The 25457-nt window shown below is 60.8% G+C and carries 15 protein-coding genes; 2 read left to right on the top strand and 13 right to left on the bottom strand.

The annotated features are described in order from the left end of the window. The first annotated feature begins 19 nt into the window (after nt 1-19). Both treS and glgB read left to right on the top strand, forming a co-directional pair. A complete protein-coding gene (gene treS / locus OQ460_RS12000; RefSeq protein ID WP_410017711.1) occupies nt 20-3373 on the top strand; it encodes a maltose alpha-D-glucosyltransferase in 3354 nt (1117 codons plus the stop codon). Further along, nucleotides 3370-5607 carry a 1,4-alpha-glucan branching protein GlgB gene (gene glgB / locus OQ460_RS11995; protein WP_410017710.1) on the top strand — a complete coding sequence of 746 codons (2238 nt, stop codon included), beginning with the start codon at nt 3370-3372 and terminating at the stop codon, nt 5605-5607. The genes treS and glgB overlap by 4 nt, the downstream gene beginning before the upstream one ends. Nucleotides 5608-5664: 57 nt before the next feature. Here the strand turns inward: glgB and OQ460_RS11990 are convergent, their stop codons facing one another. From OQ460_RS11990 to OQ460_RS11930, 13 genes are all read right to left on the bottom strand, one after another. Then, nucleotides 5665-8184 carry an autotransporter outer membrane beta-barrel domain-containing protein gene (locus OQ460_RS11990; RefSeq protein WP_410017709.1) on the bottom strand — a complete coding sequence of 840 codons (2520 nt, stop codon included), beginning with the start codon at nt 8182-8184 and terminating at the stop codon, nt 5665-5667. A 220-nt stretch (nt 8185-8404) separates the two neighbouring features. After that, a complete protein-coding gene (locus OQ460_RS11985) occupies nt 8405-9160 on the bottom strand; it encodes a PIG-L deacetylase family protein (protein ID WP_410017708.1) in 756 nt (251 codons plus the stop codon). Nucleotides 9161-9338: 178 nt separating this feature from the next. Further along, on the bottom strand, nt 9339-9998 hold the full coding sequence (locus OQ460_RS11980) for a glycosyltransferase (protein ID WP_410017707.1): 660 nt from the start codon (nt 9996-9998) through the stop codon (nt 9339-9341). Then, nucleotides 9995-10594 carry an SAM-dependent methyltransferase gene (locus tag OQ460_RS11975; RefSeq protein ID WP_410017706.1) on the bottom strand — a complete coding sequence of 200 codons (600 nt, stop codon included), beginning with the start codon at nt 10592-10594 and terminating at the stop codon, nt 9995-9997. The genes OQ460_RS11980 and OQ460_RS11975 overlap by 4 nt, the downstream gene beginning before the upstream one ends. Further along, on the bottom strand, nt 10591-11349 hold the full coding sequence (locus tag OQ460_RS11970) for a PIG-L deacetylase family protein (protein ID WP_410017705.1): 759 nt from the start codon (nt 11347-11349) through the stop codon (nt 10591-10593). Before OQ460_RS11970 ends, OQ460_RS11975 begins: the two co-directional genes overlap by 4 nt. Further along, nucleotides 11346-12347, bottom strand: a complete 1002-nt coding sequence (locus OQ460_RS11965; protein WP_410017704.1) for an acyl-CoA dehydrogenase — start codon at nt 12345-12347, stop codon at nt 11346-11348. The genes OQ460_RS11970 and OQ460_RS11965 overlap by 4 nt, the downstream gene beginning before the upstream one ends. Before the next feature lies 1 nt (nt 12348). Beyond that, nucleotides 12349-14508: a glycogen debranching protein GlgX gene (glgX, locus tag OQ460_RS11960; protein ID WP_410017703.1), complete on the bottom strand. Its 2160-nt coding sequence runs from the start codon at nt 14506-14508 to the stop codon at nt 12349-12351. Between the two features lie 159 nt (nt 14509-14667). After that, nucleotides 14668-14916 carry a DUF2934 domain-containing protein gene (locus tag OQ460_RS11955; RefSeq protein ID WP_410017702.1) on the bottom strand — a complete coding sequence of 83 codons (249 nt, stop codon included), beginning with the start codon at nt 14914-14916 and terminating at the stop codon, nt 14668-14670. Between the two features lie 22 nt (nt 14917-14938). Beyond that, nucleotides 14939-17704: a malto-oligosyltrehalose synthase gene (locus OQ460_RS11950; protein WP_410017701.1), complete on the bottom strand. Its 2766-nt coding sequence runs from the start codon at nt 17702-17704 to the stop codon at nt 14939-14941. Next, a complete protein-coding gene (gene malQ / locus OQ460_RS11945; protein WP_410017700.1) occupies nt 17701-19785 on the bottom strand; it encodes a 4-alpha-glucanotransferase in 2085 nt (694 codons plus the stop codon). Before malQ ends, OQ460_RS11950 begins: the two co-directional genes overlap by 4 nt. After that, nucleotides 19782-21542 carry a malto-oligosyltrehalose trehalohydrolase gene (gene treZ, locus OQ460_RS11940; protein WP_410017699.1) on the bottom strand — a complete coding sequence of 587 codons (1761 nt, stop codon included), beginning with the start codon at nt 21540-21542 and terminating at the stop codon, nt 19782-19784. The genes malQ and treZ overlap by 4 nt, the downstream gene beginning before the upstream one ends. A 14-nt stretch (nt 21543-21556) precedes the next feature. Beyond that, nucleotides 21557-23116: a glycogen synthase GlgA gene (gene glgA, locus OQ460_RS11935; RefSeq protein ID WP_410017698.1), complete on the bottom strand. Its 1560-nt coding sequence runs from the start codon at nt 23114-23116 to the stop codon at nt 21557-21559. A 1381-nt stretch (nt 23117-24497) separates the two neighbouring features. After that, nucleotides 24498-25451, bottom strand: a complete 954-nt coding sequence (locus OQ460_RS11930; protein WP_410017697.1) for a D-2-hydroxyacid dehydrogenase family protein — start codon at nt 25449-25451, stop codon at nt 24498-24500. Between the last annotated feature and the right edge of the window lie 6 nt (nt 25452-25457).

The following is a 25457-nucleotide window of genomic DNA, read 5'->3' as shown; positions in this document are numbered from 1 at the left end:
AATTTTCAGGAGTTACCCCATGGCGAAGAAGCCCAAGGCTGCCACCTTTATCAAAGACCCGCTCTGGTACAAGGACGCGGTGATCTATCAAGTTCACGTCAAATCCTATTTCGACTCCAACAACGACGGTATCGGTGACTTTCCGGGCCTGATCGCCAAGCTTGACTACATTGCCGACCTTGGCGTGAACACCATCTGGCTGCTGCCGTTCTACCCCTCGCCACGGCGTGACGATGGTTATGACATCGCCGAATACCGAGGTGTACACAGCGACTACGGCACCATGGCCGACGCCAAGCGCTTTATCGCAGAAGCCCATAAACGCGGACTGCGTGTGATCACCGAGCTGGTGATCAATCACACTTCCGACCAGCACCCCTGGTTCCAGCGGGCCCGCAAGGCCAAGCCCGGCTCCAGTGCACGAGACTTCTACGTGTGGTCCGATGACGACCAGAAGTACGATGGCACGCGGATTATTTTTCTCGACACCGAGAAATCCAACTGGACCTGGGATCCGGTCGCCGGCCAGTATTTCTGGCATCGCTTTTATTCCCACCAACCGGACCTGAACTTCGACAACCCGCAAGTCATGAAAGCCGTATTGTCGGTAATGCGCTACTGGCTGGACATGGGCATCGACGGCCTGCGCCTGGACGCTATCCCGTACCTGATCGAGCGCGATGGCACCAACAACGAAAACCTGCCGGAAACCCACGACGTCCTCAAGCAGATCCGCGCCGAGATCGACGCCAACTACCCGGATCGCATGCTGCTGGCCGAAGCCAACCAGTGGCCGGAAGATACCCAGCTGTATTTTGGTGACAAAAAGGGCGATGACGGGGATGAATGCCACATGGCCTTCCACTTCCCGCTGATGCCACGCATGTATATGGCCCTGGCCCAGGAAGACCGCTTCCCGATCACCGATATCCTGCGCCAGACCCCGGAAATCCCGGCCAATTGCCAGTGGGCGATATTTTTGCGTAACCACGATGAGTTGACCCTGGAGATGGTCACCGACAAGGAGCGCGATTACCTGTGGAACTACTACGCCGCCGACCGTCGTGCGCGCATCAACCTGGGCATTCGCCGGCGCCTGGCGCCGTTGATGGAACGAGACCGACGCCGCATCGAGTTGCTCAATAGCCTGTTGCTGTCGATGCCGGGTACACCGACCCTGTATTACGGCGATGAGATCGGCATGGGTGACAACATTTACCTGGGGGATCGCGATGGCGTACGTACGCCCATGCAGTGGTCGATCGATCGCAACGGCGGCTTCTCCCGCGCCGACCCGGCCAGCCTGGTACTGCCGCCGATCATGGACCCGCTCTACGGCTACCAGTCGGTCAACGTCGAAACCCAGACACAGGACCCGCACTCGTTGTTGAACTGGACCCGGCGCATGCTGGCGATTCGCAAACAATCCAAGGCGTTCGGGCGTGGCAGCCTGAAAATGCTGTCGCCCAGCAACCGACGCATTCTGGCGTATACCCGCGAGTACACCGGCGCCGACGGCAAGCAGGAAATAATTCTGTGCGTGGCCAACGTGTCGCGTACCGCCCAGGCGGCCGAGCTGGACCTGTCAGCGTTTGCCGGCATGGTCCCGGTGGAAATGCTCGGCGGCAATGCATTTCCGCCCATCGGCCAGTTGAATTTCTTGCTGACGCTGGCGCCTTACGGTTTCTATTGGTTCGTGCTTGCCGCAGAAAACCAGATGCCCAGTTGGCACGTGGAACCTGCACAGAGCATCCCGGACTTCACCACTCTGGTGCTGAAAAAGCGCCTTGAGGAATTGCTTGAAGCCCCATGTCGCACCACGCTGGAGCAAACCTCGCTACCGGTATGGTTGCCCAAGCGCCGCTGGTTTGCCGGCAAGGATTCGACCATCGACAGCGTTCATATCGCGTATGGCGTGCGTTTTGGCGACCCGCAGCACCCGGTATTGCTCAGTGAACTCGAAGTCAGCAGCGGTGGGCAGGTGAGCCGCTATCAATTGCCGTTCGGCCTGCTCGGCGAAGACCAATTTACCAGCGCCTTGCCCCAGCAATTGGCCCTGGCGCGTGTGCGGCGTGTGCGTCAGGTCGGTTTGATCACCGATGCCTTCAGTCTCGACACCTTTGTGCGCGAAGTCATCCAGGCGATGCAGGCTAACACCGTGCTCAACTCCAGCGACGGCGATATTCACTTCGAGCCAACCGCGCAGTTGGCCCAATGGCTACCTGCCGAGGAGTTGCAGGTGCGTTACCTGGCAGCCGAGCAGTCCAACAGCTCGGTGGTGATCGGCGAAAGCCTGGTGCTCAAGCTGATCCGCAAGATCAGCACAGGCGTACACCCGGAACTGGAAATGAGCGCCTATCTGACCGCTGCCGGCTATGCGCATATTTCGCCGCTGCTGGGCTCGGTGGTTCGCCGCGATGCCGAAGGGCAGGACAATTTGCTGATGATTGCCCAGGGCTACCTGAGCAACCAGGGCGATGCCTGGGCCTGGACCCAGAACAACCTGGAACGGGCGATTCGTGACGAATTGGCCGAGGCGATTTCCGAGCAGGAGCAACACTACAACGCCCTCGGCGAACTGGCGGATTTCGCCGCGCTGTTGGGGCAACGCCTGGGCGAAATGCACCAGGTGCTGGCCGTGCCTACCGACAATCCGGACTTTGCGCCGCAGGTGACATCGGTCAAGGACAGCCAGGCCCTGGCCAAACAGGTCGCAGCCCAACTGGATCAGGCCTTGCACTTGCTCAAGCAGCACCAAAGCACCTTGAGTCGGGCAGACCAGTCGTTGGTCAGTGAGCTACTGGCGCAGAAAAAAATCATCGCCAGCCACGTCCAGGCACTGGCCAAGGCCACCGTCGGTGGCTGGCGCATCCGTGTGCATGGCGATTTGCACCTGGGCCAGGTGCTGGTGGTCAAGGGCGATGCCTACCTGATCGACTTTGAAGGCGAGCCGGCGCGCGCCCTGCATGAACGTCGAGGCAAGCACAGCCCGTACAAGGATGTGACCGGCGTGCTGCGCTCGTTCGATTACGCCGCGGCGCTGGCCCTGAATGTGCAAGGCCAGGGGCTGGATCATTCGCCCGAAGCCAATGCTGCACGGCAGCGGGTCGCCGATCGCTACGTAAGCGAAGCACGCCAGGCGTTTATTCAGGCGTATCAAGAGGCTACGACTACACTTGCGCATGATTGGCAGGATGCCAATGGGCCTGATGCCGCGCTTGCGTTGTTCAGCCTGGAGAAGGCCGCGTACGAGGTGGCCTATGAAGCGGAAAATCGTCCTGCCTGGTTGCCGGTACCCTTGAGAGGGTTGCACGACTTGCTCAGTGGCTTGAAAACACCGCCCAAAACTGCACGCGGAGGGGAAACGTCATGAGTTTTACGCATAATGAACCGCTGCAGCCAACATTGACCGTAATGCCGGCGCCCAAGGACATCGATGCACTGGTGCGTGCCGAGCACCCGGATCCGTTCGCGATCCTGGGGCCGCACGATGATGAGCAGGGCGGTCAGTTTATCCGCGCCTTCCTGCCAGAAGCCCTAAGTGTCGAAGTGCTGGCGCGCGACAGCGGCGAGCTGATTGGCCGCCTCGACACCACGCCGGTGCCGGGACTGTTTGTCGGGCAATTCGCCACACGCCAGCAATACCTGCTGAAAATCCAATGGGCCGGGGGCGAGCAGGTTACCGAAGATCCCTACAGCTTCAGCCAATTGCTGCTGGGGGAGATGGATCTGTACCTGTTTGCCGAAGGCAACCACCGTGACCTGAGCAGTTGCCTGGGCGCCCAGTTGACCCATGTGGACGGCGTTCAGGGTGTGCGCTTTGCCGTATGGGCACCCAATGCCCGACGCGTCTCGGTCGTCGCAGACTTCAATATCTGGGACGGCCGCCGCCATCCGATGCGCCTGCGTCACCCCGCGGGCGTGTGGGAGATATTTATTCCACGGCTGCAACCGGGCGCGGCCTACAAATACGAAATTCTCGGCGCCCACGGCATTCTGCCTCTCAAGGCCGACCCCATGGCCCTGGCTACTCAGTTGCCACCCGACACCGCCTCGAAAGTCGCCGCACCGTTACAGATCGACTGGCAGGACGATGCCTGGATGCAGGCCCGTGGCGAACGCCAGCAACCCGCTGCGCCCCTGTCGATCTATGAACTGCACGTCGGTTCATGGCAATGCGAGCTGGACGAGGCGGGCGAAGTGTCCCGTCAGTACGGCTGGCACGAGTTGGCGCAAAGGCTGATTCCTTATGTACAGGAGTTGGGCTTCACGCATATAGAACTGATGCCGATCATGGAACACCCGTTCGGCGGTTCCTGGGGTTATCAGTTGTTGTCGCAGTTTGCCCCCAGCGCGCGCTATGGCTCGCCAGATGACTTTGCTGCTTTCGTCAACGCCTGCCATCAGGCCGATATCGGGGTGATTCTCGACTGGGTTCCGGCGCATTTCCCCACCGACACCCATGGCCTGGCGCAATTTGACGGTACGGCGCTTTACGAATACGGCAACCCGCTGGAAGGCTTCCACCAGGACTGGGACACGCTGATCTACAACCTGGGGCGTACCGAAGTCCATGGGTTCATGCTGGCCTCGGCGCTGCACTGGTTGAAACACTTCCACATCGACGGCCTGCGGGTAGATGCCGTGGCATCGATGCTGTATCGCGACTATTCACGCGAGGCCGGCCAATGGGTGCCCAATCGCCACGGCGGCCGGGAGAACCTGGAGGCCATCGACTTCCTGCGTCATCTCAACGACGTCGTGGCTTTGGAGGCCCCCGGCGCGCTGGTGATTGCCGAAGAGTCCACCGCCTGGCCCGGCGTCAGCCAAAGCACCCAGCAGGGCGGGCTGGGCTTCGACTACAAGTGGAACATGGGCTGGATGCACGATTCGCTGCACTACATCCAGCAAGACCCGGTGTACCGCGCCCATCATCACAGTGAGTTGAGCTTTGGCCTGGTGTACGCCTGGTCCGAGCGCTTCATCCTGCCGATTTCCCACGACGAAGTCGTCCATGGCAAGCATTCGCTGATCGATAAGATGCCGGGCGACCGTTGGCAGAAATTCGCCAACCTGCGCGCCTATCTGAGTTTTATGTGGATGCATCCGGGCAAGAAGCTGCTGTTCATGGGGTGCGAGTTCGGCCAGTGGCGCGAGTGGAATCACGACCAGCAACTGGACTGGTACCTGCTGCAATACCCGGAACACCGGGGCGTACAGAAACTGGTGGGCGACCTTAACCGCTTGTACCGCGAAGAGCCGGCGTTGCACGACCAGGACGATGCACCGCAGGGCTTCCAGTGGCTGATTGGCGACGACGCCATCAATAGCGTCTATGCCTGGCTGCGCTGGAGCAAGGAGGGCAGGCCAGTGTTGGTGGTGGCCAACTTTACGCCGGTGCCGCGCAAAGCCTACAAGGTCGGTGTACCGTTTGCCGGACACTGGCGCGAGGTGATCAACAGCGATGCCGATACCTATGCCGGCTCCAACTATGGCAATGGCGGCGAGGTCTTTACCCTCGACGAACCCAGCCATGGGCAGCCGGTATCACTGTCCCTCGACCTGCCGCCGTTGGGCGTGCTGATCTTGCGGCCTGCCTTGAATTGAACTGCACCCCGTAGCAGCTACCGAGCCCAGGCTCGGCAGCTGCTACGGGAACCCTCATTAGAACTCGCCCCTGACACCCAGCGTGAATTCACGCGCATCCAACGCGTTGCTGTCCAGGTTGCTGTTGTAACCCGCTTCGCCATACACGCTGAAGACTTTGGATACTTGCCAGCTAGCCCCGACCTTGAGGCCCAGCGTGGTGGATTTCTGCTCGGTATCAATGTCAGTGACATCATTGAAACTGACACGATTGGTTCCGGATGAGGCGTGCCAGACGTTCGCTCGCAAATAGGGCTGGAACGGCCTGTCAGCGAGCATATAGTCGCCGCGCAGGCGAACGCCAAGTCGAGTAGTGATGGCGGTATCGGCAGAAAATTTCACATCGGAAATCCCGTCATTGCGGCTATCCAGCGAGGTCTGGTTGCCGATCACTTGCAGTTGGGGCTCCAGTTCCCAGCGTTGGGAGACGCGCCACGGCACACCTATTTCAACGGAGGCCAGCACGTCGTGGCCTTCGGTCTTGAGCTTGAGCCCCCGGTCGGACTCACTGTTGCCGTCCAGGCGCGAGCCCATCAGCACCGCATCCACATACCAGCCATAGGGATCAATCAGCGTCCAATACACGCCGACGCTATCGCTGCGCAAAGTGGTTTTGCCGCTATCCAACTGCTGCCAGCCACGGTTGAAACCATCAATTGTGCCCTTCAGACGGCTATGGCCGACAAAGAAACCGACGCGTTGGGTCTGGCCATTGTCAGTGGTCCAGGCGTATAGATCGCTACCCACCTGAAACCCGTTCAGCGAGCTGTCCAGCCGCGGACTGACTGTGCCTGCATAGCTCTGGCGACTGCTGTTGCCATAGACCCGGCCCCAACCGGCGGGCAATGAACCGGTACTTCGCTGCTGGCTCTGGTCTCCCATGCGTTCGTGATAGGTGCCCAGCGCCGCCTGGACCATTTGCTGTACGGCAGGAAAGAATACCGAGTAGTTGGGCACTTCCGGGCGATAGAGGACAATCGGCTGCGCGCTGGGAACCGCGGTGGGCAACCCGATCGGGGCGCCCTCGGCGGGAACCGGCACGGGCACAGGCGGGCCCTGCGGGTCAGTCGGCGGGGCCGCTGCGATGGTTGAACGAAGATACCAGTGCTCTGCAGTGCCATCGGTGACACCGCCTTTGAACAAGAAGTACTCGAAAGCGCCAGCGGACATGGAGCCACCACCCAGCCTGAACGCCTCGGGTCTGCCCATCGCACCATTGCGCGCTTCGACCACCTGGATCCCGTTGCTCAGGGTTTCGGCGCCCGGCCCGCTCAGATTGGTGATACTGAGCGTCGTGTTACCTTGCACAGTGCCCTTGTTTACCACCAGCTTGTCGCTGGGCGAGCCGTCGTCGCCCAATACGCTTTGCAACGCAATCTGGCCGTTATTGCCGTTGTAGTTGCCGTTGACTGTCAGGCTGTCGGTGGCACTGGCTGGGCCGGTGGTCATGTCGATCAGCCCACTGTTGTTCAATACCGCCGACTGATCGGTGGAAAAGGCGCTAATACTGCCTTGGTTGACCAGCAAGACGCTGGTTTTATCGATGGACAGGCTTCCGGTGCGCGTTACGCTGTCGCCCAGCTTGAAGTCGCCTCCCAGGGTCAGTTGCGATCTGTCTGCCAGTTTTACGTTTTCCCAGTTGATGTAACGGCCCGGTGAGGCTGAGCGGGTATTGTTGAAGGTCAAGGTGTCATCGCCATCTCCCCCGTCCAGCGTAGGGGTGGACGCCATCACACTTTCACTGAGCCCTGTCAACAGGGCCTCATCATTGCCCGCAGCCATCAAGATGGGCGAGCGGATCGTTCCTGCAGCCTCCCACACAAACCTGTCATTGCCTGGGCCGGCACGGATCTCGCCGGCGACTTCACCGCCCGTGATAGTGATGCTGTCATCGCCACCGCTGACGCTGATATTGCCACCGATCCTGCCGTCTGACATGACGATGGTATCGGTGTCAAAACCTGTGACCAGATTGCCAACAATTTCGCCACCGGACATTCTGAAGATGTTTTTATCCAGCTTCATATCCACCCGACCGATGCGGCCACCGCTCATTTGCGCCACATCACCGTCTTCAAAGGCTCCAAGGATTTCCCCGCCCAGCATCCAAAACGTATCCCGGTTATCGCCTTGGTAAAGGGATGCGATGGTCCCTCCGGTCATGAAGAAATCGTCGATACCATTGCCCTGCAGGATCCGGCCGGCGCGACCGCCCGTGAAGCGCACTGTGTCGTCACCATCGCCAAGGTCAACCACACCCGTGATTTCACCAGATGCTTGTTCAAGCCGGTCCCGGCCCGCACCGAACGTGACGTTGCCGTCAATACGTCCGCTGCCTGCGGCGGGGAGTGTCAGTGTGTTATTGCCATCGGTGTCGTTCAGGCCCGGACTGGTCCCACTGTCGCAGGTGTAGCGGGTATCTCCTGGCATGGACGCCAGCGTGCAACTGGCCTGGGAGACAAGCGGCCAACCGGCGAGTATCAATGCCGAACCGATGGTAATCCCCAAGCACATCAACGGTGATAACCGTGCGCTCATGATCATCCTTCCTTTTGGATAAGGGCCACAGCAACACAGCGCGCGATACGGATCAGGAGGGACTACAGGTTTCCTATCTCGGAAAACATCGACCAATGCAATGAGTTGGCATGGCTTTCTCGACTGCACCTCAAGATATGCAGCACCTGATCCACGTTAGCAACAGCCTGCGACGGCCGCCACTGTCAGAATTCACAGGTACAAGCAAGTCAAGTAGCCACTACACAAACACAATCTCATAGGGATCACGCATCCGTTCCAGCAACACCGGCGGCAACATCGGCGCCAGGCAAATCTGCGGGTCGCCGGCCAATTGGCTGGCATAGGCGTAGGCGGCATGGCGTTTGCGCGCCACCTGCCGGGTTTCGAGGTGGATCTTGCGGGCCCGCGACCAGGGTATGCGCGTTGCGTCGCGGGCGGGCCAGTGCCAGGCCCAGATGGGCATTTCCAGCAAGCGTACGCCCATCAACGCGCAGGCACTGGCAGCGGCGCGGCCGACCGCATCGTGATCATCGTTCCCATCGGTACGCCAAGTGCTCAGTACGACGTCACCGGTTTGCAGGTAACGCGCGATAAACTGGCTCAATTGCTGCTCGCGCACCGCCAGGGCACTATCGGCGAAGCCGCCGCGCAGCCACTTCAAGCTGTGCAGGGGCATTCCCAGGCGGCGCAGGGCCTCAGCACTTTCCTGGGCGCGAAACACACTCAAGCGCTTGGGCGGCCACAGGCTGGAGCCGGGGTGGCTGGCACTACCATCGGTGACGGAAATCAATTGCAGCGGATAGTCGAGACTGGACAGCAATTGCAGGAGGCCGCCGCATGCCACGACCTCATCGCCTGGGTGAGGGGCGACTACCACGACGCGTGCGCCGGGAGGTATGAGTGTCGAGAGTTCAACGTGTGGAACTTGCGCCAATTGGGCCGCGCTGTTCCAGATTTGCGCGGGACCGCCGCTCATGGCAGTGGGCTTGATCATTGCTACATCCTTGTCTGAAGGGTGCTCGGTCGTACCCGTTGCCGAGACGACTCTGGTTGCTACGCAAACGTCACTGCTTGCGTGACACGACGGCGCTCCGAATCCTGGGTTGCCGCGCAAGAGTATTGACCATAGGTGCGATATCGTCGCGCCTTTACCAGCCGATACAGCGCTTTTTTCAGGAAACCTGCGTCAGGCTCCTCAGATAATCGCCAAAACCTCCCTGCACGCGGCAATCCAGGCGGCCACTGGTCGTTACCTGGGGTGTGTGGCTCCAGGCAATGGTGGCACCACAACGCTCCAGTTGCCGTACCAATAACACGTCCTCATGACAGGCCAAGGGTTCAAATCCACCGGCACGTATGTAGGCCCCCGCACTGAACCCCAGATTGGCGCCATGGATGTGCCGGTGCCCCTCGCAGGCTTGATAGGCCTGCTCGTAGCGCGCTTGTGCGCTGCAACCAAAGTCCTCGCTCCAGGCGTCGACTTCAACCGTCCCACACACCGCATCCACTTCCAGGGCCAGTTGGGCCACCAGCCAGTCGGGCGCCACCCGGCTGTCGGCATCGGTACAGGAAATCCAGCGCGCGCCGTTATTGAGCAAGTGCCGGGCACCGATGCCACGTACCTGTCCGACATTGCGTGCCTGCACGCAAAGACTCTGCACTTGATAATCCTGGGCAATGGCGGCACTGCGATCGGTGCAACTGTCCAGGACCACCAGAATCTGCACTTCTTCGCCCAGCAACGCTGGGTGATTCGCCGCCACAATGGCGGCCTCGAGACACTCGGGCAATAGCGCTTCTTCGTTGTGTGCCGGTATCAGGATGCCAATCATCGCAGGCCCTCGAGCGTCGCGACCGAGGCGCTTTGGTGACCCCACAGGTCCAGCAGAAAATCTTTGTCGTGCAAATGCGCCTGGCCAGCCATGCCCAGTTGCTGTTCCAGCAGTGCATGCACTTGTTCGGCGGTGAGCGGGCAACCTTCGATAGGCCCTCGCCAATGACAGGCCAGTACCTGGCCGTCATCCGTCAGCGAAGCTTTGGCACGATCAAGCAGGGCGCATAGATCGTCATGGTCCAGGTAGTAGCACCATTCGCTGAGCACGATAAGGTCAAACGAACCATCAGGCCATTCCTGCGGCAGGCGACTTTGTTGCACATCCACGTGTGGGAACGCCTGCAAGCGCGCTCGAGCCAGGGCCACCGCCGCCGCCGCTGTGTCGCAACATAAGAGGCGATCACAGCGCATCGCCAGCGCGGCACTCAGCTCGCCATTGGCGCAACCGGGTTCGAAAATCGAAAGATAGTGTGGGCGTGTCAGCACTGCCAGGGTCAGCGCGCGTTTGCGTTGCTCATACCAGCGTTGGCGGAAGGCCCACGGGTCATCATTGTCGCTGAACAACTGGTCGAAATAGGCGGTAGCGACACTCATAGGAAAACCACCTCGAAAGGGCGCAACAGACGCTCAATGACGTATGGCGCCAGCACCGCAGGCAAGCCAATCTGTGGATCACCTTCCAACTGGCTGGCGAAAGCGTGCATGGCGTGACGCTTGCGCGCGATGGCCTCGGCAGTCAGCTCAATCTTGTACGCGCGGTGCCAGGGCACACGGTGATCTTCGGGCGTTGCCCAGTGCCAGGTCCATACCGGCAACTCGACCAGCCGCGCACCGACCGCCAGTGCGGCCTTGGCACTGGCCCGGCCGACAGCTTCATGATCGCAGTGACCGTCCTCGCGCCAGGTGGTGAACAGCACATCGGTGGGCTTGAGATGACGCTGGATAAAATCCTCCAATTCGTCCTCCTGTGCTGCTACCTGACTGTCGGCAAAACCGGCGCGCAGCCATTTCAGGCTGTGCAGTGGCAAACCCAGGCGGTGCAGGGCCTGGGCCGACTCTTGGGGACGGACCACCCTCAGGCGTTGCACCGGCCAACGGCGTGAGCCGGGATGACTGGCGCTGCCATCGGTCACGGAGATCAATTGCAAGGGACGGCCCAGCGCCGCCAGGTTTTGCAACAAACCGCCGCAACCGAGGACTTCATCGTCGGGATGAGGCGCGATGATCACGGCGCGACTACCTGGCGGAACAAGGCCTGCGACACTGATCACAGGCAGCTTGGCCAGGCGGGTTGAACCCTCCCACAGGCGCTGCGGCGTACCTCGGCCGACAATCGGATTGGCTTTCATAATGCCCACGCCTCGTTGGTCTGTCGGGCCAGTTGCTGACCCAGGGCTGCCAGGTCACGCTCGGCGTGGCTCTGGCGCAGATACACCGGCAGGTCCGCAATCAAGCGGGCGAAATGCCGATCCTTGCAATAAGGCCCAGCCCCCAATGCGCGGCCTGCATGCCAGATCACCTGTTCTGCTGCTGCCTCGACAACAGCACGCGCCCGGCGTGCCAGCAGTTGCGCATCGGCCTGTGGATACCGGTCAATTTCCTCGGCGCAATCACACAAGACGGCCGCCGCGGCATAGAGGGCCGTGTCCACTGCGCCCAGATGCGCCAGCGCATGTGGCTCTTCGCGGCGGGTGCAGTGCTCGCGCAAGACGTCTGCCAGGGAGCGAGCCGCGCCATACCAGCACGCCGCGATGCCGACCCCGCCGTGCCAGAATCCAGGGCGCTGCAAATAGTCGCCGGGGTGGCCCACTGCCACACCGCTGGCGCCGGTGAACAGCACCTCGACACTGGCCGTGGCCCCCATGCCAACCGCTTCCCAGCCTTCGCCCGTGACCACGACGCCTGCTTGATCCATGGGTACCGCAATCAGTTGCTGGCGACCCTGTTCATCCCAAGCGGTCAGCAGTCCGTGGCTGACCACGGCGGCACCTGAACACCAGGCCTTGCGCCCCTCGAGCACCCAGCGCTCGCCCATGGGTTTGACCCGGACCCGCGCCGTGGGCGGTTCAGCGGCCCACATGCCCCAGGTGCTGCCCGCCGGTGAAGCGGGGCCGCCGAGTTCGGCCATGATTGCAAGCGCATCGGTGTGGCCTTCAAACAACTTGCACAGCCCCAGATCGTGACCGGCCACCTGCGCCAATTGGCTGAATCGCTGCAACGTCTGCCCGCCACCGGGCAGGGGCAATTGATCCAGACCTTGTCGCACCATTGTCGTCAGGGTTTGCCCGAGGCTTTCGGTATCCGCAGATGTCTGGCGATCAAGCTGCAAAAATGCGTGCAGCGCCATTTCACACCTCGTCTTCCTGTTGCAGTTCGAACAGCAGCAACGAGCGGTTCGTCACCGCATATTCGTGCTCGAAATCAAAGCGTTCCTGACCCCGTACAGCCGTTTGGTTGGTATCGACCAGGCAGGTCCAGAAACCACCGTCCGGTACCGGCGGCAGACGGAAGTTGACGACGTCGTGATGCGCGTTCACCACCAGCAACAGCGTGGCATCCGCACCGGGGCGGCGGATGCCGGTTTCCTGGGCGCGACCGTCAAGCAACATGCCCAGGCACCGACCGTTACTGTCGTGCCATTGCTCGGTGCTCATCTCGTTACCATCCGGCGCCAGCCAGGTCACATCTTTAACGCCGATGTCTTCGTTGTAGTCGCCTACAAGGAAGCGGCCACGGCGCAGGATCGGATAAGCCTGGCGCAACTTGATCAGACGCTTGACGAACTGCAGCAGGGCCTTGCCGTCGTCATCCAGATCCCAGTTGACCCAGCCGATCTCGCTGTCCTGGCAGTAAGCGTTGTTGTTGCCATGCTGCGTACGGGCGAACTCGTCACCGGCCACCAACATCGGCGTGCCCTGGGCCAGTAACAGCGTGGCGAACAGATTGCGCATCTGGCGCAGGCGCAGTGCGTTGATTTCAGGATCATCTGTAGGCCCTTCGACACCGCAATTCCACGACAGATTGTTGTTGCTGCCGTCCTGGTTGTTCTCGTCGTTGGCTTCGTTGTGTTTGTCGTTGTAGGACACCAGGTCATGGAGGGTGAAACCATCATGGGCGGTGATGAAGTTCACTGAGCTGTAAGGCCTGCGCCCGCGCTGGTTGAACATCTCGCCAGAGGCGGTCATGCGCCCGGCGAAATCCGCCAGTTGGCCGTCGTCGCCTTTCCAGAACGCACGCACGGTGTCGCGGAAACGGTCGTTCCATTCCACCCAGCCCGGTGGGAAGTTGCCCACTTGATAACCGCCGGGGCCGCAGTCCCAAGGCTCGGCGATCATTTTCACCTGACGCAGAACCGGGTCCTGGCGGCAGGCCACGAGGAAACTGTGACGTTCGTCGAAACCTTCGTGATAACGGCCAAGAATCGTCGCCAGATCGAAGCGGAAGCCGTCGACGTGCATCTCGCTGGCCCAGTAGCGCAGGGAGTCGGTGACCATTTGCAGCACGCACGGGTGACTCAGGTCCAGGGTGTTGCCGGTGCCGGAATCGTTGATGTAATAGCGTTTGTCGTCGGGCATCAGCCGGTAGTAAGAGGCGTTGTCAATGCCACGCATGGAGAGTGTCGGGCCTTGCTCGTTGCCCTCGGCGGTGTGGTTGTAGACCACATCCAGAATCACCTCCAGCCTGGCCTCGTGCAGGTGCGCGACCATCTCCTTGAACTCGGCAATCTTGCCGCTGGCCAGGTAACGCGGGTCGGGGGCGAAAAAGGCAATGCTGTTGTAGCCCCAATAGTTGGTCATGCCTTTTTGCAGCAGATGCTGGTCGTTGACGAAGGCGTGGACCGGCAGCAGTTCGACCGAGGACACGCCCAACTGGCGGATATGCTTGAGCACATCGTCGACCATCAGCCCGGCGCAGGTGCCGCGTGCCACCTCCGGGACCGAAGGGTGGCGCATGGTGAAGCCACGTAAATGGGTTTCGTAGATGATGGTGCGATCCCACGGCGTGCGCACCGGCAAGTCGTTGCCCCAGGTGTGCGCCGGGTCGATGACTTTGCTTTTGGGCACGAAGGGCGCGCTGTCACGTTCGTCAAAACTGAGGTCGGCATCAGGATGGCCGATGGTGTAGCCGAACAATGCTTCGGACCACTTCAATTCGCCCACCAGTTGTTTGGCGTAGGGATCGATCAGCAGTTTGTTGTGGTTGAAGCGGTGACCGTTGGCTGGATCGTAGGGGCCGTATACGCGATAGCCGTAGATCATGCCGGGGTGGGCGTCGGGCAGGTAGCCGTGGAAGGTTTCGTCGGTGTATTCGGGCAGTTCGATACGCTCCAGCTCGATTTCACCGGTGTCGTCGAACAGGCACAGTTCGACCTTGGTGGCGTTGGCCGAGAACAAGGCGAAATTGACGCCCAGGCCATCCCAGGTGGCGCCCAGGGGGAAGGGCAAACCTTCACGAATCCGCGACGGCTCGGTATCGGCCGTCGATTGGGTTTTATCGGGTTTGCTCATGGTGTTGCTCCTGCAAATATGAGTTACCCGTGGCAACTGTCGAGCCCTGGCGGGGCTGGGTCAGGCCGGGCGCTGAACGCAGCCCCGGCTCGACAGCTGCTACGGGGTGTACAGCTTTCGGTTGCGGTAGCTACGGGGTGTACGGTTGTTGGTGTCGTTTCAGCTGGCAGGCTTGCGAGGCGCCCTGGTTTTTTTTGCCACCGCAGGCTTCTGCGCCGCCGCTGTAGCGGTTGGCCTGGGCTTTGGCTTGGCTTTCGCGGCGGCTTTGGTCTTGCTTGGCGCCAACGCCTCAGCCTCTGCCAACTTGCGGGCCATCTCCCAATGACGAGCCTCCTGGCCTTCAGGTTTGCCCTCGGACTCCCAGATCTGATACGCGAATTCACGAACGCGCTTGTCTTCGGTACTCATCGCAATGCTCCTCGAGAAAATTTCAGCTTTCTTGGCCATCAGGATTAATGAATATATTCACCGGGGCATCCCCCAGAGCCACACTGACCATCAGCTCCTTGTTGGGTGTGACTGCGCTTGTGCGCAAAAGTCCCTTCCAGTCTTGCAGCGTGGCGGCGAACGGCAGTTTGATCCGGGTATCGCCCCAGATTTGCGCATCGACCCGGGGTCGGGCGCTGTTTCCAAGCAAGCCATGGACCCAGCGCGGTACCACCACCAGCAGCCTCTTGCCCTGATATTCGCGGCAGAAGGCGACGATCCGTTCGGCGTGTTTGCCCACCACCTCAAGCGGTTCATAGCTACCTCTGGCGAACAACGCCGGGTGGGCCCTGCGCAGGTTCAACGCCTCGCCGATCAAGGCCTGTTTGATGCGCCCGTCACGCCAATGCTCAAGCAGGGCTTCAGTCTCGCCTGATGCTTGCAAACCCCGTTGCCGGGCCATGAAATCCACTGGTCGGCGATTGTCCGGATCCACCAGGCTCAAGTCCCAGAACTCGGCGCCCTGATACAAGTCAGGTACGCCCGGCACGGTGATACGCAGCAAGGATTGCGCCAGCCCGTTGAGTGCCCCGGCGGGTGCGATGGACTGGGCTGCGCGTCCCAGCGCAGTGCGTAGCGCCAAACCTGAACCATCCAGCAACAAGCGACCGAGGAACGCCTCGACGCCTTGCTCGTAAACTTCGTTGGGTGCGCTCCAACTGCTATGCAGCTTGGCCTCGCGCAGGGCCTTTTGCTGCCATTGCCAGAGCCGCTGGTTATAGTCGCCACGCGCAGTTGCGTCGAGGTCCGGATCCAGCGGCCAACTGCCCAGCAACACCTGATAGAGAATCAACTCATCGCCGGCCGACGGCGTGGCTTTATCACTGCGCAAAGGCGCAGCTAGCCTGCGCCAGTGCATGATTTGTTTGATGTACCAGTGGGCGCATTCGCTGAGCACGGCCAGACGCGCGCGGCTGTCCTCGCCACGTTTGTGGTCATGGGTGGCGGTGGCCAGCAGGTTGTCCGGGAACGTTTGCAAGCGTTGCTGGTTGACGGCGTGAAAGTCCGCCAGGGATGCGCTGAACTGTTCGGTGTTAAACCCGACATCGTTGCGCGACAGCAGTATGGCCGAACGATAAAACGCGGTGTCTTCCACCGCCTTGGCTGCGGCCGGTGAAGTCAGTTGCTGAAAACGCACGCAGGCATGCTTGAGCATCTTGCGCTCGCGCCCCAACGGCCGTTCGCGCCAGGGTTTGCCGCCAAGCCACTGCTCAAGATAATCGAGTACCGGCCAGTCGCCTTCGTTCAGGGTGCTGCGGGCACCGGCCAGAGCCTGCAGGAAAAAACCGTCGTCTCGTTCGCTACGTCCCAGGGCACTGATATAGGTGCGATACACCGGGAAGTGCACAATCAGCTCCTGCAAGGCGCGGCGAATCGCGCCCAGGGTCAGGTCGCGACTCATCACGTCGTTGCGGGCCACTTGCAGGAGGGCCTGGGCGACGCTTTCGAAGTCTCCGGCGAGGGAACCATTGAGGATTTGCTGGCGGGCTTGCCAGGCTTCTTCGATAAACGCGCTGGGGCGCTCGGCCTGGCTGGTCCAGAGTTGTGCCAGCGGCGCAAAGCCCTGTGGATCATGCTGCAGCAAGGACAATTGGTTCATGAACTCGTAGCCGGTGGTGCCATCCACGTTCCAGTTTTCACGCAGGGTTTCGCCCTCGCCGAGGATCTTTTCGACGAAGATCGGCAAATGCCGCCGAGGCGACAACGCGTCAACCCGACGCCGCAGCTTGCGGCAGTAACCTCGCGGATCCGCCAGGCCGTCGATATGATCGATGCGCAGGCCATCGATCAAGCCTTCGCTGATCAGTTGGAAGATCTTGCTGTGGGTCGCTTCGAACACTGTCGCCCGCTCGACCCGCAGGCCACCCAATTCGTTAACGTCGAAAAAGCGTCGCCAGTTGATGTCATCGGCCGCCGTGCGCCAACTGGCCAGGCGGTAGTTTTGTTGCTCGAGTAATTGATGCAAGCGGGCAAAGCCCTCAGGCTGCCGCGAGTCGAACAGCGCCAGAACGGCATCGATAGCACTACGTATCGCCGGGTCACGGGCCAGTTCGGCCAGCGCCTGCTGCAGACCTCGCGCCTGGGCATAGGCATCGGCTTGATAGGCGAGGACACTGAAACGGTCGGCCAGGTCTTTGAGGGAAGTTACGGCGCGCAAGATGTCGCCGTAATCACTGGGGCAGATCGGGAAGCGATGCTCATAGTGTTCGACAAAAAAACTGCCGTGCTGCGCATCGAAACGCAAGGGCAGGGCGCCGCTTTGCAACGCCTCGCCGTAATCGCTGCCCAAGAACGGCATCAGCAATTGGCCTTTGAGCAGCGGGTCCGGGGAGTGCCATTGGATATCGAAGAATTCGCTGTAGGGGCTCAGGCGGCCCCACGCCAGCAAATCCAGCCACCAAGGGTTGTCGCTGCCGCCGACTGCCATATGGTTGGAGACGATATCGAGGATCAAGCCCATGTCGTGCTGACGCAGCGCGTGTACCAGCCGACGCAGGGCGGGTTCGCCGCCCAGCTGCGGGTTGACGGTGGTCGGATCGACGACATCGTAGCCATGCATGGAACCGGCGCGGGCGCGTAGTAACGGTGAGGCGTACACATGGCTGATGCCCAGTGCCGCAAAGTAGGGCACCAGGGGCACCGCATCGTCGAGGGTAAAGCCTTTGTGAAATTGCAGCCGCTGAGTGGCGCGCAGGGGTATTGCGTTCATCGGTCACGCTCGCTGGCTTGTTGGCGGGCTACCGCCAGCAGTTCAAGACGCCGGGCGGCATTTTCATCGTCAAGCAAGGACGCAGCTTCGTCCGGCAAGCGCCGGCGCCAGTTGGGATGGATGTCGGTGGTGCCGGGCAGGTTGGCTTGCTCCTCGACTCCCAGTGCATCCTCCAGGGGCAGCAGCACCAGCGGTGCGCGGGTGTGGCCCAGGTAACGCACGCTGGCATCGAGCATATGCTCGGTTTCGCTGCGCACTTCATCGCGGAAATTCTGCGGATCCTGGCGTAATGCCCGGCGCAGTGACTCGCGCTCACGCAATCGGTGCTCGCTCCACTGCTCGACTGTCGGCGCATCGATAAGCCCCAGTTGAATATTCCAGTCGATGTCGCGGCTGTGCCACCAGCCATTGAGTGTCGGCAGATCATGGGTGCTGGTGGTGGCCAGGGCGTTGTCAGGCCAATCGAGGATCGGTGTGAATTGGCCGCCGTGGTCTTGCTCGAACAACAGCACGCGCATCCCGAGCATCGCGCGTGCGATCAGCTTGTCACGTAGGCCATCGGGCACGGTGCCAAGGTCTTCACCAAGAACGATGGCCTGGTGACGGCTGGACTCCAGCGCCAGCAACCGAAGCAGGTCGTCCACCGGGTAATACAAATAGGCGCCGTCCCTGGGAGAAGCGTCTTTGGGGATCACCCATAGCCGCTGCAGGCCCATGACATGGTCAATGCGCAAGCCGCCGGCATGGGCGAGGTTGGCCCGCAGCATCTCGATAAAGGCACGAAAACCATGGCGTCTGAGACCTTCGGGGGAGAACGCGGAGATGCCCCAGCCTTGCCCGGCGCGGTTGAGAATGTCCGGCGGTGCGCCCACGGTCAGCTCGGCGAGCAGTTCATCCTGACGACTCCAGGCCTGGCTGCCGGCGCCATCGGCCCCCACGGCCAGATCGGCAATCAAACCCACGCCCATACCGGCACCGCGTGCTGCTTGTTGAGCACGCTCCAGACAGCGTGCGATCAGCCATTGGCTGAAAGCATAAAAAGCAATCTCTTCAATATGCTCTTCGGCGAACTGCCGCAGTTCCGGGCTTTCGGGGTTACGCCAGGCTTGGGGCCAGTCACGCCAGTCGAGGCTTTCACCGTTGGCAGTCTGGCGGGCTTGCAGTGCCTCGAAGCGGCAGTGGTTTTCCAGGGCTTCACCGCCGGCCTGGCGAAAGCTGAGGAAATCGGCATGTTGCGGGTGATCCCCGGCACGAAAGTCCTCAAACAGCGCCCGCAGCAGCCGTTGCTTGGCTTTCGCGGCAGCGGGCCAGTCGATCAGGCTTTGTTGTTCAAGCTCTTGCAACTCATCCGCCAGCCCGGTGGAGTCAATCGCGTCGCGCAATGCCCGCTCCCCCAGGATGCAACCGGGTGAGGCGTACAAGCTGTTAAGAAACAGCCGGCTGGAGGGCGAGTAGGGGCTATAGCGTTCGGTGTCGGCGCTGAACATCGCGTGCATCGGGCTGATCGCCAGGGCGTCGGCACCTCGTTCAGCCGCCGCACGGGCCAGTTGTTCCAAGGCCTGGGTGTCACCGAAGCCACCGTCACCACTGCGGCGCAGGGCATACAACTGGGCGCTCAGGCCCCACGCGCGCGGGGTCTGGCAGTCCACGGCGTCGGCCACGCTGTAGCAACGGCGCGGTGCCACCGCTAGGGTGAACTGCTGGTCGGCGATGTGTACACGGTGATAACCCACGGGAAGATCACCCGTGAGCGCCGCATCGGCATTCAGTTCAAGGGTCAGGACCTTGCCATTTTCCAGATCCAGCCGGCAAGGCGTACCCGGCGTGAAATAGCGTGCCAGATCCAGGGGAGTATCGATGTCTACGCTGAGTAACGGTGGCAGATGCTTGTCTTGCAGCATCCGTTCCAGGTCTTGCAGGCTGGCGGCGATAGCCTCATCGGTGTCTGCAGGATGGCCCAGGCCTTTGAGAACGGCGCGCAGGGCGTCGGAACTGACATGCTGCAGATGGCCGTTCGCGTCGATCCAATCGACCGCCAGCCCGGCACGGCTGGCAAGTATTTCCAATTGCGCGTCGCTCAAGAGTGCTCTCCAACAGATGATGAGGTGTCGCCCGGGGTCAGACTGACGCGGGCGCAGAAGGGCGTGAGTAAGGCGTGGTCGGTATCGCTGGCAAACAAGAGGTGGGAGCCAACCGGATGCTTGAAGGTGGCCTGACTGAGGTTGAGGTCGATCTGCAGCACCTCGCCATTGCCCAGGCGCCAGCGCGCGGATACCGCACCCGGCCCCAGAACCTGGGCACCGAGAGCCATGCTGCCGGGAAGGTGCGGCACGATATGACGCTGGCGCAGCCTCAGCAGTTGCCGGTAGAGCTCGGTGTGCGGGTTCTCGGTAAAGGTGGGTGTCGACTGGTGGAAGGTTGATTCGGCATTGGGGTCCGGAATCCGCTCACGTCGCTCGGGGTCCTGGAACGCGGCAAACTCGGAAAATTCGTTGCGCCTGCCTTCACGCACTGCCTCGGCCAGTTCACCGTGATGATCGGTGAAGAACAGGAAAGGTTCGCTTGCGTTGACTTCGTCGCCCATGAACATCAGCGGAATCATCGGCGACATCAGCAGCAGGGTGGTGGCCGCCCTGAGTGCTTCGGGTGAGCAGAGTTGGTGCAGACGCTCGCCCAGGGCGCGATTGCCGATTTGATCATGGTTCTGCAAGAACAATACAAAGGCACTGGGCGGCAAATGCCCACTGCGCTCGCCGCGTGCGTGCCCATGGCGTGTGGGATGGCCCTGGTAGACGAAGCCCTCGCTCAGGCAGCGCGCGAGCTTGGCGGTGGGGTCTTCGGCAAAATCGCGGTAGTAGGCATCTGTCTCGCCGGTCAGCAGCACATGCAGGGCATTGTGGCCATCGTCGTTCCACTGGGCATCGAAATCTTCCTCCAGTAGATTGGCCTGGTTGAACTCATTCTCCAGCACCAGCCAGACATGGCGGGCAGGGTCCACCTGCTGGCGTACGCGATGCGCCAGTTCCTTGAGGAACTGTGGGTTGTCGATGGCATGCACTGCATCCAGGCGCAGCCCGTCAAAACGGTATTCGAGCAGCCACATCAATGCGTTATCGAGGAAAAAGTCGCGTACTTCGCGGCGATCGAAGTCGATGCCAGCCCCCCAGGGTGTATGCACGTCTTCGCGGAAAAAGCCTTTGGCGTACTGACCCAGGTAGTTGCCGTCGGGGCCAAAGTGGTTGTAGACCACATCCAGGATGACTGCGAGACCCAGCTCATGGGCGCGGTCGATCAGTTGCTTTAGTTGTTCGCCAGAGCCATAGGTTGCGTGCGGTGCGTAGGGCAGCACGCCGTCGTAGCCCCAATTGCGCTCGCCGGGAAACTGCGCCAGGGGCATCAGTTCAATCGCCGTGACGCCCAACTCGGCCAGGCGCGGCAGGTGCTTCTCGACTTGCGAATAACCGCCTAACGCACCCACATGCAGTTCGTAGATCACCGCCTGGTGCCAAGGGCGGCCTTGCCAATGCTCGTGCCGCCATTGATAGGCGAGCGGGTCGACCACCAGGCTCCAGCCATGCACATCAAGCGCCTGTGCCCTGGACGCCGGGTCTGGCACATCTCGCTTGCCGTCTATGTTGTAGCGATAGCGAGTGCCCGCAAGGCACGGTAGTTCGACGACAAACCAACCATCTGCCTGGGGCAGCATGGCCACTGACGCTCCCTCCTGTAATTCAACGCTGACAGAAAATGCATCAGGCGCCCACAAAGCGAAACGGGTATGTTCCGCGTCCAGCATCGTTGCGCCGTGGGGCCATGTTTCCAGAGTCCGTAACGGCATTAGGTATGACCTCGTCAGAATTTTCCGATTGTTACCCGCGCGTTGGCTACCAGTTGTTCATACAGTTCGGCATAGGGTTCGACTGCCTGGCACCAGTTGAAGGGCGCGCTCATGGCCCGGCAACGCATGGCGTTGAGCAGGCCGGGGTAGGCAAATACCTTGAATGCCCGGGCCAGGGCGGCTTCGTAGCTTGACACCGTGGACTCGTTGAACAGGAACCCGGTGACGCCATCTTCAATGGTGTCTGCCAGGCCGCCGGTATTGCGGGCTACGGGCAGCGAACCAAACCGCTGGGCGTACATCTGGCTCAAGCCGCAAGGTTCATAACGCGATGGCATCAGCAAAAAGTCGCTGCCGGCGAACATGCGCCGGGCATCGGTTTCATTGAAGCCAATGCGTACACCGATACGCCCGGGAAAACGCAGGGCCAGGGCCCGCATCGACTGCTCTTCTTCGGGTTCGCCACGACCGATGATTGCGATCTGGCCACCGTTTTCGACGATATAGCTGGACACGGCCTCAGTCAGGTCCAGGCCTTTCTGGTACACCAGCCGCGAGACCACGGCAAACAGCGGGCCGCTGGAAGGGTCAAGACCGAACAGCTCGCGCACCTGGGCGGCGTTGACGGCTTTGCCCTCCCAGTCACCGATATTGAACGGGTGGGCCAGGTGCGGATCAGTGGACGACTCCCAGCTTTCGTCGATGCCATTGGGGATCCCGCTGAGCAGGCCCTGCTGGGTCTTGCTGGCCAGGAATCCATCCAGGCCGCAGCCGAATTCGGCGGTGGTGATTTCCCGAGCGTACGTGGCGCTGACCGTGGTGATGTGACTGGAATAGGCCATGCCGGCCTTGAGGAACGACATCTTGCCGTAGAACTCCATACCTTCCTGCTGCAAGGCGTGTTCAGGAATCCCCAGTTCCGGGCACGAGCCCAGGCTGACCACGCCCTGATAGGCAAGGTTATGAATCGTGAACAACGTCGGGGTGCGCGACCCACGCCAGTGCATGTAGGCCGGTGCCAGGCCGGCTGGCCAGTCATGGGCATGCACCAGGTCCGGGCACCAATGGATCTGCGCCAGATTAGCGGCCATGTCGGCAGCGGCCAGGCCCAGGCGTGCGAAGCGAATATGGTTGTCGGGCCAGTCACGCCCGTTATTGGCACCATAGGGCGTGCCTTCGCGCTCGTAGAGCTCGGGACAGATCAGTACATAGATGACCAGGCCGTCCTTGAGATCCATACGCCCGATCTTGCAAGGAGGCAGTGCGGCATGGCCACCCAGTTCGCCGATGATATGGATCGGGTTGTCGCTTTCCAGGACCTGCGGGTAACCGGGGATCAGCACCCGCACATCGTGCAGATGACCCATGGCCCGTGGCAGGGCAGCGGAAACATCGCCAAGGCCGCCGGTTTTCACCAGATCGGCGAATTCGGAGGTGACAAACAGCACTTTTTTACGATTTGGGTTGGGAGACGAGGTTGGCCGCACCGTGCCGGGAAGGTCGGCCAACGATGTTGGCTCACCTGCTGGCTGACTGAAACACACTCCTTGGTTATCTAAAGCGGCACTGATCATAAATCTCTCCCATGTATTGTTCAGCTGACGACCTGGCGCCATCAGTCAGGGTGACTGCATCCTGCAGCCATGCGCGCGAGCACTACACAGACTGGCAAGCCTTATGCCAGTTGCATTGGAGTCTGAAGTTGAATGGATAGACGGGCGTTTTACGGGGGCCGTCAACGCTCCTCTCACTCTAAACCTGACCTGCGGCGCAATTGAAAAGTTTAGAATTTTTGCGGGGCTTTTGTTCTGAAGGGGACCCATCGGTCATGAGTCTAGGCCAAAACCCCGAGCCCGCATGGCGTGTAGGGATATTTTGCAGGACAAAAAAAATATGGCGACTGTGAGTTTGGGTATATGGATGGCCGCACTGTCTTGGGGGGGGCATTTTTCAGGCTTGCGGGTGAGCTGTTCGTGCCGGGGCTTTTGAGGTTTTTGAGAGGTCGGGTGCAGTGGGTTGGGGTTGGGTGTACATATCCGTTGCTGCGGTTGTGGCTGATATGGGTTCCGCCCTTACGGCGGGTCACTTTGGAAAAGCCCCAAAGTAACCAAAGGGCTCTTGCCCCACCACTCGGCACCTCGCTCAGGCTCGGTGTGCCCGCAGTCAGGCATTGCTCCGTGGGCCCGCTGCCATCGGCCATCCATGGCCGAGGGCAGCTACCCCGGCATCCTGCCGGGGTGCCCACTGCGCAATACCTGCCTGCGGCCAGCGTGGTTTAACGGGGCGCCTCAGATCAAGATCAAGATCAAGATCACAATCAAAAGCCAGAGCCAGAGCCAGAGCAGATCAACAGACCGCTGACGTTGTCAGCGAATAAGGATGTAGAGGCAACAGCGCGTACGCTCACGATCAGGTCGGCTGTCAGGCCGCCTCGCTCTGTTTTTGATTTTGACTTTGATCTTAGGCGCCCCGTTAAACCACGCTGGCCGCAGTCCGATATTGATTTGGGGGGTAAACCGGCAGGACGCCGGTTTAGCCGCGCTGGGCCATGGATGGCCCATCGCGGCGGCCCCCCGAATCAATGTCGGACTGCGGGCATGCCGAGCCTGAGCGAGGTACCGAGTGGTGGGGCAAGAGCCTTTTGCTTACTTTTGGGCTCTATCCAAAAGTGAGTCGCCGTAAGGGCGAAACCCATATCAGCCACAACCGCAGCAACGGATATGTACACCCCAACCCCAACCACTCCTAGACCTTGAAAGAGCCCGCTGTTAGTGCGCACGGATGCCCCGCAGAGACCATGCCGCCCAATAACGGTGCACCCGCAAGGCACTCGTCATGGCAGCAGCCAAAATCCTACTTAATGTAATCTGTCACGATGCAAAATCCTTATATAACAATCATATATAAAATAAATATGATGTTAAATGTAATGGAGACCCCCTCATGTAACCAACGCTAGCCCAGCACACGCACAACCGACCCGCCGGCCCAGGCCCGAATATCTTCGATCATCTGTGTATAGAACTGTCGATAGTTCTGCGCACTGACATAACCCACATGGGGCGTGGCCAACACATTGGGTAGTCGGCGAAAGGGATGCTCGGTGGGCAGTGGCTCCTGATCGAACACATCCAGCGCCGCCCCCGCCAGGCGTCCTTCGGTCAGCGCATCAATCAACGCCTGCTCATCGACGATAGCCCCGCGTGCGGTGTTCACCAGCCATGCGCTCGGCTTCATCCAGCCCAGCGCCTCGGCATTTACCAGGCCTCGGCTGCGATCGCTCAGTACCAGATGAATCGACAACACGTCCGCCTGTTCAAACAATTCCCGCTTGCTGACCCAGGTCACGCCTGACGCTTGCGCACGTTCTGGCGTCAGGTTTTCACTCCAGGCGATCACCCGCATTCCGAACACTTGGCCGAACTGGGCAATCCGCTGGCCGATGCTGCCCAGCCCGAGGATGCCCAGCGTGTTGCCGTGCAGATCGCCCCCCAGGCCTTGCTGCCAATGACCAGCGCGCAGCGAATTGGCTTCGGCCAGCAGGTTGCGGGTGGAGGCCATGATTAACGCCCAAGTCAACTCCGGCGCGGCCTGTTTATAGCTGTCAGTGCCACAGACCTGAATGCCCAGGGCCTTGGCCGCCGCGATATCAATCGCGGCATTGCGCATTCCGCCGGTTACCAGCAACTTCAGGGCTGGCAGCCCGGCCAGCAGCGCCCGGTCGAACACGGTCCGCTCGCGCATCACGCAGATAACCTCAAAGTTCAGCAGGCGCTGGATCAACGTGGCGGTGTCGGCGGGGTAGTCATGGAGGAAATGCACCGTGCCAATAGCTTGCAGTGCGGACCAATCCGCTGCGCCATGGGCCACTTTCTGCCAATCATCAAGGACCGCGATTCGCACCGACATACCGAA

The sequence above is a fragment of the Pseudomonas imrae genome, assembly GCF_046352735.2.
In the GTDB taxonomy this organism is placed as follows: domain Bacteria; phylum Pseudomonadota; class Gammaproteobacteria; order Pseudomonadales; family Pseudomonadaceae; genus Aquipseudomonas; species Aquipseudomonas imrae.
This window is presented reverse-complemented; position numbering and strand designations above follow the sequence as displayed.

Bases quoted from the DNA above. Each gene is read 5' to 3' on its own strand.
- treS (WP_410017711.1), top strand. From the start codon at position 20: ATGGCGAAGAAGCCCAAGGCTGCCACCTTTATCAAAGACCCGCTCTGG.
- glgB (WP_410017710.1), top strand. From the start codon at position 3,370: ATGAGTTTTACGCATAATGAACCGCTGCAGCCAACATTGACCGTAATG.
- OQ460_RS11990 (WP_410017709.1), bottom strand. From the start codon at position 8,184: ATGAGCGCACGGTTATCACCGTTGATGTGCTTGGGGATTACCATCGGT.
- OQ460_RS11985 (WP_410017708.1), bottom strand. From the start codon at position 9,160: ATGATCAAGCCCACTGCCATGAGCGGCGGTCCCGCGCAAATCTGGAAC.
- OQ460_RS11980 (WP_410017707.1), bottom strand. From the start codon at position 9,998: ATGATTGGCATCCTGATACCGGCACACAACGAAGAAGCGCTATTGCCC.
- OQ460_RS11975 (WP_410017706.1), bottom strand. From the start codon at position 10,594: ATGAGTGTCGCTACCGCCTATTTCGACCAGTTGTTCAGCGACAATGAT.
- OQ460_RS11970 (WP_410017705.1), bottom strand. From the start codon at position 11,349: ATGAAAGCCAATCCGATTGTCGGCCGAGGTACGCCGCAGCGCCTGTGG.
- OQ460_RS11965 (WP_410017704.1), bottom strand. From the start codon at position 12,347: ATGGCGCTGCACGCATTTTTGCAGCTTGATCGCCAGACATCTGCGGAT.
- glgX (WP_410017703.1), bottom strand. From the start codon at position 14,508: ATGAGCAAACCCGATAAAACCCAATCGACGGCCGATACCGAGCCGTCG.
- OQ460_RS11955 (WP_410017702.1), bottom strand. From the start codon at position 14,916: ATGAGTACCGAAGACAAGCGCGTTCGTGAATTCGCGTATCAGATCTGG.
- OQ460_RS11950 (WP_410017701.1), bottom strand. From the start codon at position 17,704: ATGAACGCAATACCCCTGCGCGCCACTCAGCGGCTGCAATTTCACAAA.
- treZ (WP_410017699.1), bottom strand. From the start codon at position 21,542: ATGCCGTTACGGACTCTGGAAACATGGCCCCACGGCGCAACGATGCTG.
- glgA (WP_410017698.1), bottom strand. From the start codon at position 23,116: ATGATCAGTGCCGCTTTAGATAACCAAGGAGTGTGTTTCAGTCAGCCA.
- OQ460_RS11930 (WP_410017697.1), bottom strand. From the start codon at position 25,451: ATGTCGGTGCGAATCGCGGTCCTTGATGATTGGCAGAAAGTGGCCCAT.